Genomic DNA, 13,739 nt, shown 5'->3' on the forward strand with positions numbered 1-13,739 from the left:
TCGCACCGCAGGCGAAGCCGAAGGCTCCCGTGTGTGCGGCATGAAGTACGTGGACGAATTCCGCGACGGCGCGCTGGCCCAGCAGATCGGCGCGCGCATCCGCGCCGAGGCGCAACCCGGACGCGACTACCGCTTCATGGAGTTCTGCGGCGGCCACACCCACGCCATCGCCCGCTACGGCGTGGCCGAGCTGCTGCCGCCGAATCTGCGCATGATCCACGGCCCCGGCTGCCCGGTCTGCGTGCTGCCCATCGGCCGCATCGACCAGGCCATCGGCCTGGCGCTGGAACGTGGCGCCATCGTCTGCACCTATGGCGACACCATGCGCGTGCCTGCCAGCGGGGGCCTGTCGATGATGAAGGCCAAGGCCCGCGGGGCGGACATCCGCATGGTCTATTCGGCCGCCGACGCGCTGAAGATCGCCCGCCAGCAGCCCGAGCGCGAGGTGGTGTTCTTCGCCATCGGCTTCGAGACCACCACGCCGCCCACCGCGCTGGTCGTCAAGCAGGCCGCGCAGGAAGGGCTGAAGAACTTCAGCGTGCTGTGCTGCCATGTGCTGACGCCCGGCGCCATCGCCCACATCCTGGACGCGCCCGAGGCCAAGCAATGGGGCGACGCGGTGGCGCTGGACGGCTTCGTCGGTCCGGCCCATGTGAGCATCGTGATCGGCTCGGCCCCCTACGAGGCCTTTGCCCGCGACTACCGCAAGCCGGTGGTCATCGCCGGCTTCGAGCCGCTGGACGTGATGCAGGCCATCCTGATGCTGGTGCGCCAGGTCAACGAAGGGCGCGCCGAGGTGGAAAACGAGTTCACCCGCGCCGTCAGCCGCGAAGGCAACCACGCCGCGCAGGCGGTGGTGGCCGAGGTGCTGGAGCTGCGCGAGAGCTTCGAATGGCGCGGCCTGGGCGAGGTGGCCTACAGCGCACTGCGCCTGAAGCCGGCCTACGCCGCCTTCGACGCCGAGAAGCGCTTCGGTCTGGTCTACCGCCCGGTGGCCGACCACAAGCAGTGCGAGTGCGGCGCCATCCTGCGCGGGGTCAAGCGCCCCACCGACTGCAAGCTGTTCGGCACCGTCTGCACGCCCGACAACCCGATGGGCTCCTGCATGGTGTCCTCCGAAGGCGCCTGCGCCGCCCACTACGCCTACGGCCGGTTCCGAGACATCGCCATCGTCGCCGCCTGACCCCCTGCCATGAACCAAAGAACCGACTACATCCGCCCGCTGGACTTCAAGCAGGGCCGCGTGGACATGAACCACGGCGCCGGTGGCCGCGCCAGCCTGCAGCTGATCGAGGAGCTGTTCGCCCGCGCCTTTGACAACCCGGCCCTGTGCGCGGGCAACGACGGCGCGGTGCTGGACGTGCCGCCCGGCCACCGCCTGGTGATGGCCACCGACGGCCATGTGATCTCGCCGCTGTTCTTCCCCGGCGGGGACATCGGCTGCCTGTCGGTGCACGGCACGGTCAACGACGTGGCCATGATGGGCGCCACGCCCACCGCCCTGTCGGCCAGCTTCATCCTGGAAGAGGGTTTTCCGCTGGCGGACCTGAAACGCATCGTCGAATCGATGGCCGCCGCGGCGCGCGAGGCCGGCGTGCCCATCGTGACCGGCGACACCAAGGTGGTGGAACAGGGCCATGGCGACGGCGTGTTCATCAGCACCACCGGCCTGGGGCTGCTGCCGGCGGGCCGGCACATCGGCGGCGCGAATGCGCGGCCGGGCGATGTGGTGCTGGTCAGCGGCACGCTGGGCGACCACGGCGTGGCGGTGCTGTCGCAGCGCGAATCGCTGGCCTTCGACAGCGAAGTGGTGAGCGACACCGCGGCGCTGCACACGCTGGTGGCGGCGCTGCTGGCGGCCGTGCCCGAGGGCGCGGTGCGCACGCTGCGCGACCCCACCCGCGGCGGCCTGGCCACCACGCTCAACGAGATCGCCCGCCAGTCCGGCGTGGGCATGATGCTGGACGAGGCCCTGCTGCCCATCCAGCCCCAGGTGGACGCGGCCTGCGAGTTGCTGGGCCTGGACGTGCTGTATCTGGCCAACGAGGGCAAGCTGATCGCCATCGTCGCGCCCGAGGTGGCCGACACGGCGCTGGCCACGCTGCGCGCCCATCCGCTGGGGGCGAAGGCCGCCCGCATCGGCACGGTGCAGGAAGACCCCCACCACTTCGTGCAGATGCGCACGCGCTTTGGCGGGCAGCGGGTGGTGGACTGGTTGTCGGGGGAGCCTTTGCCTCGGATTTGTTGAGGTGGTTGTTTGTTGGCGATAGTGTGGCGTGACGTGGCGGCGGGAGGGAGCTACCGGCCTGTTCTGCTCCATGTCCCCCGCCCCGGCGGCGCCGGGGCTCCTCCTTTTACTTGCGCAGGACGACTGGGGATCCCTCACCGGGCACCGTCGCGGCCTGCCAACCCGTGGCCTGCCACCGACGGTGCCAGGAAGGGGTGGGGTGATCGGCAGAGCGAAGTCAAGGAGGAGACCCGGCCCTGCCGGGTCGGGGGACATGAGCGGCGCCGATCACCCCACCCCTTCCACGCGCTCACACCGGGCCCAGCTTGTTTTTGAAGCCCCCGCATTACCATCCCCCAAAGCCATGAACGCCCCCGACCCCCAAGCCGCCGCGATGGACCCGCGTGATGACCTGCCGCTGGTGCTGGTGGTGGACGACGAGCTGCGCTCGCAGGAGGCCATGCGCCGCACGCTGGACGAGGACTTCCGCGTGCTCACCGCCGGCGACACCGACATCGCCCGCCAGTTGATCTCGCGCCACGAGGTGGCCGTGGTGCTGTGCGACCAGCGCATGCCCGGCCAAACCGGCATCGAGTTCCTCAAGGAAGTGCGCGAGCGCTGGCCCGAGGTCGTGCGCATCGTCATCTCCGGCTACGCCGACAGCGAGGACATCATCGCCGGCGTCAACGAGGCCGGCATCTACCAGTACGTGCTCAAGCCCTGGGTGCCCGAGCACCTGCTGCAGACCGTGCAGGGCGCGGTGGAGGCCAGCCAGCTGCACCGCGGCCTGCAGCGCCTGGAGCTGGACCTGCGCGCCGGCCCGCAGGCCCTGCGCGCGCGCCGCCAGACCCGGCTGCGCGAGGCCAAGGCCGTGTTCGACTTCGACCGCATCGTGCGGGCCGAGGGCAGCCCGCTGGACGGCGTCTGCGCCACCGCCCAGCGCCTGGCGCGCTACGACCTCTCGGTGCTGATCCTGGGCGAGTCCGGCACCGGCAAGGAACTGCTGGCCCGCGCCATGCATTACGCCTCGCCGCGGCAGAACGGCCCCTTCGTGGTCGAGAACTGCGGCGCCATCCCCGACACCCTGCTGGAGAGCGAGCTCTTCGGCCACCGCCGCGGCGCCTTCACCGGCGCGGTGGAAGACCACACCGGCCTGTTCCAGCGGGCCGATGGCGGCACCGTCTTCCTCGACGAAATCGGCGAGACCTCGCCGGCCTTCCAGGTCAAGCTGCTGCGCGTGCTGCAGGAAGGCGAGATCCGCCCGGTGGGCTCGGCCCGCGCGGTGCCGGTGGATGTGCGCGTCATCGCCGCCACCCACCGCCAGCTGGAAGACGAGGTGCGCGCCGGCCGCTTCCGCGAGGACCTGTACTACCGCCTGGCCGGCGCCACCCTGCAGGTGCCGCCGCTGCGCGAGCGGCCGGGCGACATCCTGCCGGTGGCCGAATCGCTGCTGGACGCGGTGGCCCGCGAGCTGGGCCGCGAGCCGGCCGAGTTCGACGACGACGCCCGCGCCGTGATGGTGGGCTACCCCTGGCCCGGCAACATCCGCGAACTGCGCAACGAGATTTCGCGGGCCCTGGCCCTGGGCGATGGCCCGCTGCTGCGCGCCACCGACTTCTCGCGCAAGCTGCTGGGTGGCCAGACCGGCGCGGCCCATGCCCAGCGCACCTCGCAGCTCACCGGCGGCACCGGCCTGGCCCTGCCCGGCAGCGGCACGCTGCAGGAGCGGCTGGACGCCATCGAGGCCATGGTGCTGCGCGAAGTGATGCTGCGCCTGCGCTGGAACAAGACCCACGCCGCCAAGGAGCTGGGCCTGTCGCGCGTGGGCCTGCGCGCCAAGCTGCAGCGCTTCGGCCTGGAAACGAAATGAGCGGGCCCGAACCCCTGAACGTGCTGTGGCTGCAGTCCGGCGGCTGCGGCGGCTGCAGCATGTCGCTGCTGTGCGCCGACACGCCCGACTTTGCCGCCCTGCTGCGCGACGCCGGCCTGAACCTGCTGTGGCACCCCAGCCTCTCGCTGGAAAGCGGCAGCGAGCTGCTGGCTCTGCTGGACGACTGCCTGACCGGCCGCACCCGGCTGGACGTGCTGTGCGTGGAAGGCGCCATCCTGCGCGGCCCGCAGGGCAGCGGGCGCTTCCACCTGCTGGCCGGCACCGGCCGGCCGATGATGCACTGGGTGCAGGACCTGGCCCAGGTGGCCCGCCACGTGGTGGCCGTGGGCGCCTGCGCCGCCTGGGGCGGGCCCACCGCCATCGGCGTGGCCAGCGGGCGCAACCCCAGCGAGGCCTGCGGCCTGCAGTACGAAGACGAGCACCCCGGCGGCCTGATGGGCCCGGGCTTCCGGGCCGCTGGCGGGCTGCCGGTGGTCAACATCGCCGGCTGCCCCACCCACCCGGGCTGGGTCATCGACACGCTGGCGGCCCTGGCCGCCCAGGAGCTGCGCCCGGAAGACCTGGACAGCCTGCACCGCCCCCGCCTGTACGCCGACCAGCTGGTGCACCACGGCTGCACGCGCAACGAGTACTACGAGTACAAGGCCAGCGCCGAGAAGCCCAGCGACCTGGGCTGCATGATGGAACACCTGGGCTGCAAGGGCACCCAGGCCCATGCCGACTGCAACACCCGGCTGTGGAACGGCGAGGGCAGCTGCACCCGCGGCGGCTACGCCTGCATCAGCTGCACCGAACCGGGCTTCCAGAGCCCCGGCCACCCCTTCCACGCCACGCCCAAGATCGCCGGCATCCCGGTGGGCCTGCCCACCGACATGCCCAAGGCCTGGTTCGTGGCGCTGGCCTCGCTGTCCAAGAGCGCCACGCCAGCCCGCGTCAAGCGCAACGCCACCGCCGACCACGTCGTCGTACCGCCGGTCGCCCGCAAGACCCACCGCTGAAGCGCCCACAGGAACACCGATGAGCCGTCTGATCGTGGGCCCGTTCAACCGGGTGGAGGGGGACCTGGAGGTCCAGCTGGAACTGGAGGCCGGCCGCGTGCGCGAGGCCCGCGTGGTCTCGCCCATGTACCGCGGCTTCGAGAACCTGCTGCTGGGCCGCGACCCGCTGGATGCGCTGGTCATCGTGCCGCGCATCTGCGGCATCTGCTCGGTCTCGCAATCGGTGGCCGCCGCCACCGCGCTGGCCGACGCCGCAGGCATCGCGCCCACGCCCAATGGCCGCCATGCGCTGAACCTGATGCTGGCCTGCGAGAACGCGGCCGACCACCTGAGCCATTTCTACCTCTTCTTCCTGCCGGACTTCACCCGGCCGGTCTATGCCGACCGGCCCTGGCACGCCGAGGCCCTGCGCCGCTTTGCCGCCCAGGCAGGCGAGCGCGGCCGCGCGGCCCTGGCCACCCGCCAGCGCTGGTTCACGCTGATGGGCACGCTGGGCGGCAAGTGGCCCCACACCCACAGCATCCAGCCCGGCGGCAGCAGCCGGGCCGTCGAGCCGGCCGAGCGGCTGCGCCTGCTCTCGCGGGTGCGCGAGCTGCGGGCCTTTCTGGAGCAGACCCTGCTGGGCGACTCGCTGGAGGCCTTCCAGGCCCTGCCGGACGAGGCTGCGCTGCAGGCTTGGGCCGCACCGCGCCTGCACGCCGATCTGCCCTTCTTCCTACAGATCGGCGCCGACCTGGGGCTGCCGACGCTGGGCCCGGGGCCGGGACGCTGGCTCAGCCACGGCAGCTTCGTCCAGCCCGATGGCTCATGCGTCGTGCCGCAGGGCGTGTTCCGCCAGGGTGCGCTGGGCCCGCTGGACGTGGCCGCCATCACCGAGGACGCCACCCACGCCTGGCTCAACGAGGGCGACTCCGCCCCGCGCCCGCCCGCCCAGGGCCTGACCCAGCCCGCGGCCGACAAGCCCGGCGCCTACAGCTGGAACAAGGCGCCCCGCCTGGCCGGTGAGGTGGCCGAATGCGGCGCCATCGCCCGCCAGCTGGCCACCGGCCAGCCCCTGGTGCGCGACGCGGTGGCCCGCTGGGGCAGCACCGTGCACACCCGGGTGCTGGCCCGCGTGCTGGAGCTGACCCGGCTGGTGGTGTGGATGGAAGGCTGGCTGCAGGCCCTGCAGCCGCGCGAGCCCTGGTGCGCGCCCTGCCCCCTGCCCGAGCAGGCCGAGGGCATGGGCCTGGTGGAGGCCGCGCGCGGCGCGCTGGGCCACTGGCTGCGGGTGGAGCGCGGGCGCATCGCCCAGTACCAGATCATCGCGCCCACCAGCTGGAACTTCTCCCCGCGCGACGCGGCCGGCCAGCCCGGCCCGCTGGAGGCCGCGCTGGTGGACGCCCCGGTGCGCCCGGGCGAAACCACGCCGGTGGCGGTGCAGCACATCGTGCGCAGCTTCGACCCCTGCATGGTCTGCACGGTGCACTGAGGAACCGACCATGAGCGAGACGCGCCCGGACCTGCCGCTGCTGCCCCCGATGCCGCTGGACGGCGTGGACGAATCCACCTGGGTGGACGTGATCCACAAGATGGACGAGGTCTATGCCCAGCTGCTGGCCGACGAGGCCGCACGCGAGGAAAAGAACGCCGAGCTGGAGCGCACGCAGCAGTTCATCCTGAGCCTGCTGACGGCCATGAGCGACGTGCTGCTGGCCTGCGACCAGCAAGGCCTGATCGAGGAGACCAACGCCGCCCTGTGCGCGCTGGTGGGCCGGCCCGACGCAGCGCTGCGCGGCACCCCGGCGGCTGCGCTGATGATGGGCGGCGCCCAGGGCGAGGACGCCCGCCGCATGCGCGAGGCCCTGGCCCAGAGCCAGACCCGGCGCGACGGCGCGGTGGTGGAGGTGGCGCTGGCCGACGCGATGGGCCAGGCCGTGCCGGTGGACTTCAACTGCACGCCGCGGCTGGACCACCAGGGCCGGGTGATCGGCCATGTCTGCGTGGGCCGGCCACTGGGCGAATTGAAGCGCGCCTACCGCGCCCTGCAGGAGGCCCACGAGGCCCTCAAGCGCACCCAGGCCCAGCTGCTGCACAGCGAGAAGATGGCCTCGCTGGGCCGGCTGGTGGCCGGCGTGGCGCACGAGCTGAACAACCCGATCAGCTTCCTGCTGGGCAATGTGAGCGCGCTGCGCAAGTACGCCGACCGGCTGGAGCAGTACCTGGCCGCCGTGCATGCCGGCCCCCTGCCGCCCGAGCTGGCCGCGCTGCGCCAGCGCCTGCGCATCGACGCCGCGCTGGCTGACCTGCCCTCGGTGATCGACGGCATGACCGAAGGCGCGCACCGCACCGCCGACATCGTCAACGCCCTGAAGCGCTTTTCGGTGATCGACCGGGCCGAGCGCAGCCCGGTGGACCTGGGCCAGGTGGTGGAGCAGGCCATCCACTGGGTGCGCAAGGGCGCGGCACCGGACTTCCGCATCGACTGGACGCCGCCGGCCGAGCCGGTGCGGGTGCTGGGCAGCGCCGGCCAGCTGTTGCAGGTGATGCTCAACCTGATCCAGAACGCGGCCGACGCCTGCGCGGGACAGCCCGAGGGCCGGCTGCAGATCACGCTGGAGCCCCCGGCCCAGGCCGGCGGGCGGCTGCGGCTGCGCTTTGCCGACAACGGCCCGGGCATCGCGCCCGAGCATCTGGCCCGCGTGTTCGACCCCTTCTTCACCACCAAGCCGGTGGGCAAGGGCACGGGGCTGGGCCTGTCGATCAGCTACGGCCTGATCGACCAGCACGGCGGCCACCTGAGCCTGGCGCCGGCTGCCGGGGGCGGCGCCGAATTCACGGTGGAGCTGCCCAGCCTGGCCCCGCCGGCCACGCCCTGACGCAGCCCTCAGCCCGGCGGCTGGTCCGGCGCGGGGCCCTGGCACTCCGGCAGCGGCGCCAGCAAGGCCTGGCAGCGCGCGGCCAGCCGGCCGGCCAGGCGGCGCAGCCCGGAGGTGAGGTGCTGCCGGCTCACCACCACCAGGTTCAGCGGTGCCGGCTCGCTGTGGCCGGGCAGCACCCGCAGCAGCCGGCCGGCGGCCAGATCCTGGGCCACGTCCAGCGCGCTCTTGTAGGCGATGCCCAGCCCGTCCACCGCCCATTGCCGCACCACCGCCCCGTCGTCGGCCTGGTGCCGGCCGCGCACCTCCACCGTCTGCGCCCCAGCGGCGCTTTCCAGCCGCCAGCGGCTGTAGAGCGAATCCCCCAGCACGAAGCGCAGGCAGTTGTGGCGCCGCAGCTCGGCCGGGCTCTGGGGCAGGCCGTGCTCGGCCGCGTAGGCCGGCGAGGCCACCAGGACCCGCGCATTGCGCGGCGCCAGCGGCAGCGCGATGAAGCCGGAGTCGTCCGGCTCGCCATAGCGCACCGCCACGTCCACCGGCTGCTCCAGCAGGTGCGAGAGCCGGTCGCTGACCCGCAGCTCCAGCGAGACGCCGGGGTCGTCGGCCAGGCATTCGCGCAGCCAGCCCAGCAGGTGGTGCCGCCCCAGGTCGCTGGGCAGGGCCATGCGCAGGGGGCCATTGAAATGGCCGATCGGATCGCCCTCCTCCTGCAGCACCCCCTCACACAGGGCCAGGGCCTGCAGGGCCTCGCGGGCCGGCCCCAGCAGGCGTTCGCCCGCGTCGGACAGGCGCACATGCCGGGTCGAGCGCTCGAACAGCCGGCTGCCCAGCCCCTGTTCCAGCCGCTTGACCACCGCGCTGACCGCGGCGGGCGTCAGGTGCAGGCGGCGCGCGGCCTCGGTGAAGCTGCCGGCCTCGGCCGCCGCCACGAACACCTGCAGGTCTTCCAGACGGGTGATCTTCAAAGGATTTCCGAAAAATATTCTGGAATCAGCATGTTTATCTTCACGCGGAAGAGAGTCAAGATGGCGGCCATTTCCAAGAGGAGTTCTGCATGAGCACTGCCGTGAACCTGGCCGAGATCGCCCGTCGCCGCTACACCACCAAGGCCTTCGACCCGAGCCGCACCATCCCGGCCGAGACGATGGAGCAGCTGCGCACGCTGCTGCGCTTCGCGCCGTCCTCGGTCAATTCGCAGCCCTGGCATTTCGTGATCGCCAGCAGCGAACCCGGCAAGGCCCTGGTGGCCCAGGGCACGCAAGGCAACTTCGCCTACAACGCCCCCAAGGTGATGCGGGCCTCCCACGTGGTGGTGCTGTGCGCCCGCACCGAGCTGGGCGACGAGCACCTGACCGCCGTGCTGAACCAGGAGGATGCCGATGGCCGCTTTGCCACCCCCGAGGCCAAGGCGGGTCAGGCCAACAGCCGCGGCGGCTATGTGAAGCTGCACCGCGAGATTGGCGACACCGCCGTGTGGGCCCAGAAGCAGGTCTATCTGGCGCTGGGCGAGTTGCTGCTGGGTGCCGCCGCGCTGGGCCTGGACGCCTGCCCGATGGAGGGCTTCGACCCGGCCGCCGTCAACGCCGCCCTGGGCCTGAACAGCCGCGGTCTGAGCGCAGTGGTGCTGGTGGCCCTCGGCTACCACGCCGAGGAGGACTTCAACGCCAAGCTGCCCAAGTCGCGCCTGCCGGCCGCCGCGGTGATCAGCGAAATCTGATCGCCCCCGCGCCGGCAGAGACCGGGTGGTAGAGTGGGTTTCCTGCCAGGACCGCCGACGGCCACGTCTGGCGCCTCCTGCCCGCCCCGCAAGGGACTGTTCCCGTGCCGTGCCCTGCGGCGGCGAGTGCCCCGTGACCCTTCTTCTCCACGTTCTTCCCGCGCCCGTCGCGGCCGCCCGATGATCCGCCTGAACTACGCGGTGGCGCTGACCTACCAGGTCGCGGCCCCTGGCGCGGATTTCATCTTCAATGTCCAGGCGGCCTATGCGCCCCAGCAGCTGGTGGTCAGCGAACAGCTCAGCCTGGGGCCGCCCCTGCTGCCCCAGACCTGGCTGGACCCGGTCTCACGCAACCGCCTGCTGCGGCTGCAGGCGCCCCCGGGGGTGCTGACCCTGCACTACGAGGCGACGGTGGAGATCCAGCACCACCAGGTGGCGCCGGGCTCGCTGCGCGAGCTGCCCATCGCCGAGCTGCCCGGGCATGTGCTGCCCTACCTCTATCCCAGCCGCTACTGCGAGTCCGACCGTCTGCACACGCTGGCGGTGCAGCAGTTCGGCAGCCTGTGGCAGGGCTACGGCCGCGTGCTGGCCATCCAGGACTGGGTGCGCCAGCGGGTGCGCTTCACCGCCAACTCCTCGGTGGGCACGACCACGGCCTGCGACACGCTGGCCAGCGGCGCGGGCGTGTGCCGCGACTTTGCCCACCTGATGATCGCGCTGTGCCGCGCGCTGAACCTGCCCGCCCGCTTTGCCACCGGGCTGGACTACGGCGCCGACCCCGCCCTGGGCCCACCCGACTTCCACGCCTACGTGGAGGTGTATCTGTCGCACCGCTGGTACCTGTTCGACCCCTCGGGCACGGCCATCCCGATGGGCCTGGTGCGCATCGGCACCGGCCGGGATGCGGCCGACGTGGCCTTTGCCACCCTGTTCGGCCCGGTGCAGTCGCAGGCGCCGCAGGTCAGCGTGCGCAGTGTGCCGGCCGGTGCGCGGCTCGGTGCCACCCCGCAGCACACCCAGGACGCCCTGTCCACCGACGCCGGGCTGCCCTGAGCAGCGCACGCCCCCCTCGGCTCAACCTGCCAGCTGCCGGCGCACCGCCTGAATGTCCTCGGCGCTCAGCGTCGAGGGCGGGTAGTGCATGTCCAGCGCATCCAGCGTCTCGACGATCACCTGCGAGACGATGAGACGCGCGTTTTCCTTGTCGTCCGCCGGCACCACGTACCAGGGCGCCGCCGCGGTGCTGGTGGCCGAGAGGCAGTCCTCGTAGGCGCGCTGGTAATCGTCCCAGCGGCCCCGCTCCTCGATGTCGGCCTTCGAGAACTTCCAGTTCTTCTGCGGGTCGTCCAGCCGCGCCAGGAAGCGCTGCCGCTGCTCTTCCTTGGACAGGTGCAGGAAGAACTTCAGGATGCGGGTGCCGTTGCGGTGCAGGTGTCGCTCCAGGTCGTTGATCGACTCGTAGCGGTGCGGCCAGAGGTGCGAGTTCTCGCGCGTCTTGTCCGGCAGGTTCTCGCCGGCTAGCACCTCCGGGTGCACCTTCACGATCAGCACCTCCTCGTAGTAGGAGCGGTTGAAGATGCCGATGCGCCCCCGCTCCGGCAGCCACTGCGTGGTGCGCCAGAGGAAGTCGTGGTCCAGCTCCTGCGCGCTGGGGTGCTTGAAGCTGGTGACCTGGCAGCCCTGCGGGTTCACGCCGGACATCACGTGCTTGATGATGCCGTCCTTGCCCGCCGCGTCCATGGCCTGGAAGATCAGCAGCAGCGCGTAGCGGTCGTGGGCGTAGAGCAGGTTCTGCCGCTCCGCCATGCGGCCCACATGCCTGGCCAGCGTCTTCTGGTAATCGGCCTTGTCGGCATAGAAAGGCTTGACCCGGGTGGGCCAACGGCTGAGCGCCACCGCCTTGCCAGGCGGCACGAGAAAGGGCGTGCTGTCGATGGGCATGGCGCAAGCTTACGCCGCCAGGCCCTAGCCTGGCAGGGCGGCTTCCACCGGCGCGGAGCGCGCACGCGCGCTCCAGGCGCTGCCGATCGACGCCGACATGATCAGCCCGATCGCCAGCCACTGGCCTGGCGTCAAGCGTTCGTCCAGCAGCCCCCAGGCCAGCAGGGCCGCCGCGGCCGGCTCCATGCTGGTCAGAATGCCAAAGGCCTGGGGCGGCAGGCGCTGCAGGGCCAGCATCTCCAGCGAGATCGGGATGGCGCTCGACAGCGCCGCCACGCCCAGCCCGACCCACAGCACCCCCGGCGACAACAGGGCGACGCCGGCCTGGGCCACGCCCACCGGCACCACCACCAGGGCGGCCACGCTCAGGCCCAGGGCCACCGAGCGCCCGGCCGGCAGATGCCCCAGCCGCTGACCGAACCCGATGTAGAGCGCCCAGAACACCGCAGCCGTGAGGGCCCAGAGCACCCCGGCGCCGTCCAGCGGCCCCACGCCATGCCCCAGCGGCAACAGCAGGGCCAAGCCGGTCAGCGCCAACGCCAGCCACAGAAAGTCGATGGGCCGGCGCGAGCCCCACAAGGCCAGCCCCAGCGGCCCCGCAAACTCGATGGCCACCGCCAGGCCAAAAGGAATGGTGCGCAGCGACAGGTAGAAGGCCAGGTTCATGGCCCCCAGCGCGGCGCCGTAGGCGGCAATCGCGCGCAGGTCTGCCCGGCCGGGCCACCCACGCCAGGGGCGCCAAAGCACAAGCAGCAGCAAGGCGGAGAAACCGACCCGGACCGCCGAGGTGCCCGCAGCACCGATCTGGGGAAACAAAGCGTGCTTGGCCCAGGAGGTGCCTACCCCCAGAAAGATCACCGAGCCGAGCACGGCCAGCAAAGGCAACAGCGGGGAGGAAAGCAGGCGGGACTTCACAACACGGCGGGCGCCGTGTCTGCCGGTGACGACAGCCCAGGGCAACAGGTCGAAAATGGTAGGCCGTCGGGGGCTCGAACCCCGGACCAAAGGATTATGAGTCCTCTGCTCTAACCGACTGAGCTAACGGCCCGAAGCGGGCGATTGTAGGCGGCGGCCTCAGCGCTGCGACAGTGCGCTGCCCACCAGACGGGAGGTGATGTCCACGATCTGAATCATGCGGTCGTAGGCCATGCGGGTCGGGCCGATGACGCCCAGCGTGCCCACCACCCGGCCATCCACCTCGTAGGGGGCGGAGACGACCGACAGTTCCTCGTAGGGCACGACCCGGCTCTCGCCGCCGATGAAGATGCGCACCCCTTCGGCCCGGCTGGAGGTGTCCAGCAGGCGCATCAGCTCGGTCTTCTGCTCGAACAGGTCGAACAGCTTGCGCAGCGAGCTCATGTCGTGGCCGAAGTCCTGCACGCCCAGCAGGTTGCGCTCGCCGCTGACCACCACCTGCTCCTGCGTCTCGGCCAGGGCCTCGGTGCCCACCTGCACCGCGGCCTGCATCAGCACCGCGATCTCGCCGCGCAGCTGGTCCACCTCGGCCTTCAGGCGCTCGCGCACCTCTTCCAGCGTCAGGTTGGCGTAGTGGGCGTTGAGCACGTTGGTCGCCTCGACCAGCTCGCGCTCGCTGTAGTCGCGGGCGGTGAAGATCACCCGGTTCTGCACATCGCCATCGGGCGCGACCATGATGACCAGCACCCGCTGCGCGCCCAGGCGCAGGAACTCCAGGTGACGGAAGACGCTGGTCTTGCGCGGCGCCGTCACCACGCCGACAAAGCTCGACAGGCTGGACAGCATCTGCGCGGCCTGCGCGATCACCCGCTGCGGCTGGTCGGGCTGCAGCTGGTCGCGCACGGCCGACAACTCCTCCAGCGCCACGCCGCCCAGGGCCTGCGGCTGGGCCGTCAGCATGGCGTCGACGAACAGCCGGTAGCCCTTGGGCGTGGGAATGCGGCCAGCCGAGGTGTGGGGACTGACGATCAGCCCCATGTCCTCCAGGTCGGCCATCACGTTGCGGATGGTGGCGGGCGAGAGCTCCAGCCCGGACGCCCGCGACAGCGTGCGAGACCCCACCGGCTGGCCATCGGCGATGTAGCGCTCAACCAGGGTCTTCAACAGCGATCGGGCACGGTCATCCAGCATC

12 protein-coding genes and 1 tRNA gene are annotated in these 13,739 nt (G+C 71.6%); 8 read left to right on the plus strand and 5 right to left on the minus strand.

Annotated features, from left to right (window positions below):
* Positions 1-40 precede the first annotated feature (40 nt).
* The 6 genes from hypD to KGA65_RS11185 all read left to right on the plus strand — a co-directional run bounded on the left by hypD (position 41) and on the right by KGA65_RS11185 (position 7,974).
* Complete coding sequence (gene hypD / locus KGA65_RS11160; protein ID WP_225863463.1) at positions 41-1,183, plus strand: hydrogenase formation protein HypD; 1,143 nt, start codon at positions 41-43, stop codon at positions 1,181-1,183.
* A gap of 9 nt (positions 1,184-1,192) precedes the next feature.
* Positions 1,193-2,248 carry a hydrogenase expression/formation protein HypE gene (hypE, locus tag KGA65_RS11165; protein WP_225863186.1) on the plus strand — a complete coding sequence of 352 codons (1,056 nt, stop codon included), beginning with the start codon at positions 1,193-1,195 and terminating at the stop codon, positions 2,246-2,248.
* 343 nt (positions 2,249-2,591) lie between these two features.
* A complete protein-coding gene (locus tag KGA65_RS11170; protein ID WP_225863187.1) occupies positions 2,592-4,097 on the plus strand; it encodes a sigma-54-dependent transcriptional regulator in 1,506 nt (501 codons plus the stop codon).
* Complete coding sequence (locus tag KGA65_RS11175; protein WP_225863188.1) at positions 4,094-5,116, plus strand: NADH-quinone oxidoreductase subunit B family protein; 1,023 nt, start codon at positions 4,094-4,096, stop codon at positions 5,114-5,116. The genes KGA65_RS11170 and KGA65_RS11175 overlap by 4 nt, the downstream gene beginning before the upstream one ends.
* 19 nt (positions 5,117-5,135) lie before the next feature.
* A complete protein-coding gene (locus KGA65_RS11180) occupies positions 5,136-6,587 on the plus strand; it encodes a nickel-dependent hydrogenase large subunit (RefSeq protein WP_225863189.1) in 1,452 nt (483 codons plus the stop codon).
* A gap of 10 nt (positions 6,588-6,597) precedes the next feature.
* Positions 6,598-7,974 carry a sensor histidine kinase gene (locus KGA65_RS11185; RefSeq protein WP_225863190.1) on the plus strand — a complete coding sequence of 459 codons (1,377 nt, stop codon included), beginning with the start codon at positions 6,598-6,600 and terminating at the stop codon, positions 7,972-7,974.
* Between the two features lie 8 nt (positions 7,975-7,982).
* On the opposite strand, the gene KGA65_RS11190 is transcribed toward KGA65_RS11185, so the two are convergent.
* Complete coding sequence (locus KGA65_RS11190) at positions 7,983-8,939, minus strand: LysR family transcriptional regulator (protein WP_255650501.1); 957 nt, start codon at positions 8,937-8,939, stop codon at positions 7,983-7,985.
* A 101-nt stretch (positions 8,940-9,040) separates the two neighbouring features.
* On the opposite strand from KGA65_RS11190, the gene nfsB reads away from it, so the two are divergent.
* Both nfsB and KGA65_RS11200 read left to right on the plus strand, forming a co-directional pair.
* The gene (nfsB, locus tag KGA65_RS11195; protein ID WP_225863465.1) at positions 9,041-9,691 is read left to right on the plus strand and encodes an oxygen-insensitive NAD(P)H nitroreductase; all 651 of its coding nucleotides are present in this window, start codon (positions 9,041-9,043) and stop codon (positions 9,689-9,691) included.
* 180 nt (positions 9,692-9,871) lie between these two features.
* Entirely contained in the window at positions 9,872-10,744 is an 873-nt protein-coding gene (locus tag KGA65_RS11200) for a transglutaminase-like domain-containing protein (RefSeq protein WP_225863191.1), read from the plus strand.
* A 21-nt stretch (positions 10,745-10,765) separates the two neighbouring features.
* On the opposite strand, the gene KGA65_RS11205 is transcribed toward KGA65_RS11200, so the two are convergent.
* The 4 genes from KGA65_RS11205 to hrcA form a co-directional block, all read right to left on the minus strand.
* Positions 10,766-11,632, minus strand: coding sequence for an ADP-polyphosphate phosphotransferase (locus KGA65_RS11205; protein ID WP_225863192.1), 867 nt, complete (start codon positions 11,630-11,632; stop codon positions 10,766-10,768).
* Positions 11,633-11,656: 24 nt separating this feature from the next.
* Positions 11,657-12,517, minus strand: a complete 861-nt coding sequence (locus tag KGA65_RS11210) for an EamA family transporter (protein WP_225863193.1) — start codon at positions 12,515-12,517, stop codon at positions 11,657-11,659.
* 86 nt (positions 12,518-12,603) lie between these two features.
* Positions 12,604-12,680 (minus strand) — tRNA-Ile (locus KGA65_RS11215).
* Between the two features lie 26 nt (positions 12,681-12,706).
* Complete coding sequence (gene hrcA, locus KGA65_RS11220; RefSeq protein ID WP_225863194.1) at positions 12,707-13,738, minus strand: heat-inducible transcriptional repressor HrcA; 1,032 nt, start codon at positions 13,736-13,738, stop codon at positions 12,707-12,709.
* Position 13,739 lies beyond the last annotated feature (1 nt).

Source organism: Ideonella benzenivorans (assembly GCF_020387415.1).
Taxonomy (GTDB): domain Bacteria; phylum Pseudomonadota; class Gammaproteobacteria; order Burkholderiales; family Burkholderiaceae_C; genus Ideonella; species Ideonella benzenivorans.

What these genes read in the sequence shown, in the direction of transcription:
- hrcA (WP_225863194.1), bottom strand. Translation starts at nt 13,738, where the DNA reads ATGCTGGATGACCGTGCCCGATCGCTGTTGAAGACCCTGGTTGAGCGC.
- KGA65_RS11170 (WP_225863187.1), top strand. Translation starts at nt 2,592, where the DNA reads ATGAACGCCCCCGACCCCCAAGCCGCCGCGATGGACCCGCGTGATGAC.
- KGA65_RS11205 (WP_225863192.1), bottom strand. Translation starts at nt 11,632, where the DNA reads ATGCCCATCGACAGCACGCCCTTTCTCGTGCCGCCTGGCAAGGCGGTG.
- hypE (WP_225863186.1), top strand. Translation starts at nt 1,193, where the DNA reads ATGAACCAAAGAACCGACTACATCCGCCCGCTGGACTTCAAGCAGGGC.
- KGA65_RS11185 (WP_225863190.1), top strand. Translation starts at nt 6,598, where the DNA reads ATGAGCGAGACGCGCCCGGACCTGCCGCTGCTGCCCCCGATGCCGCTG.
- KGA65_RS11175 (WP_225863188.1), top strand. Translation starts at nt 4,094, where the DNA reads ATGAGCGGGCCCGAACCCCTGAACGTGCTGTGGCTGCAGTCCGGCGGC.
- hypD (WP_225863463.1), top strand. Translation starts at nt 41, where the DNA reads ATGAAGTACGTGGACGAATTCCGCGACGGCGCGCTGGCCCAGCAGATC.
- KGA65_RS11200 (WP_225863191.1), top strand. Translation starts at nt 9,872, where the DNA reads ATGATCCGCCTGAACTACGCGGTGGCGCTGACCTACCAGGTCGCGGCC.
- KGA65_RS11180 (WP_225863189.1), top strand. Translation starts at nt 5,136, where the DNA reads ATGAGCCGTCTGATCGTGGGCCCGTTCAACCGGGTGGAGGGGGACCTG.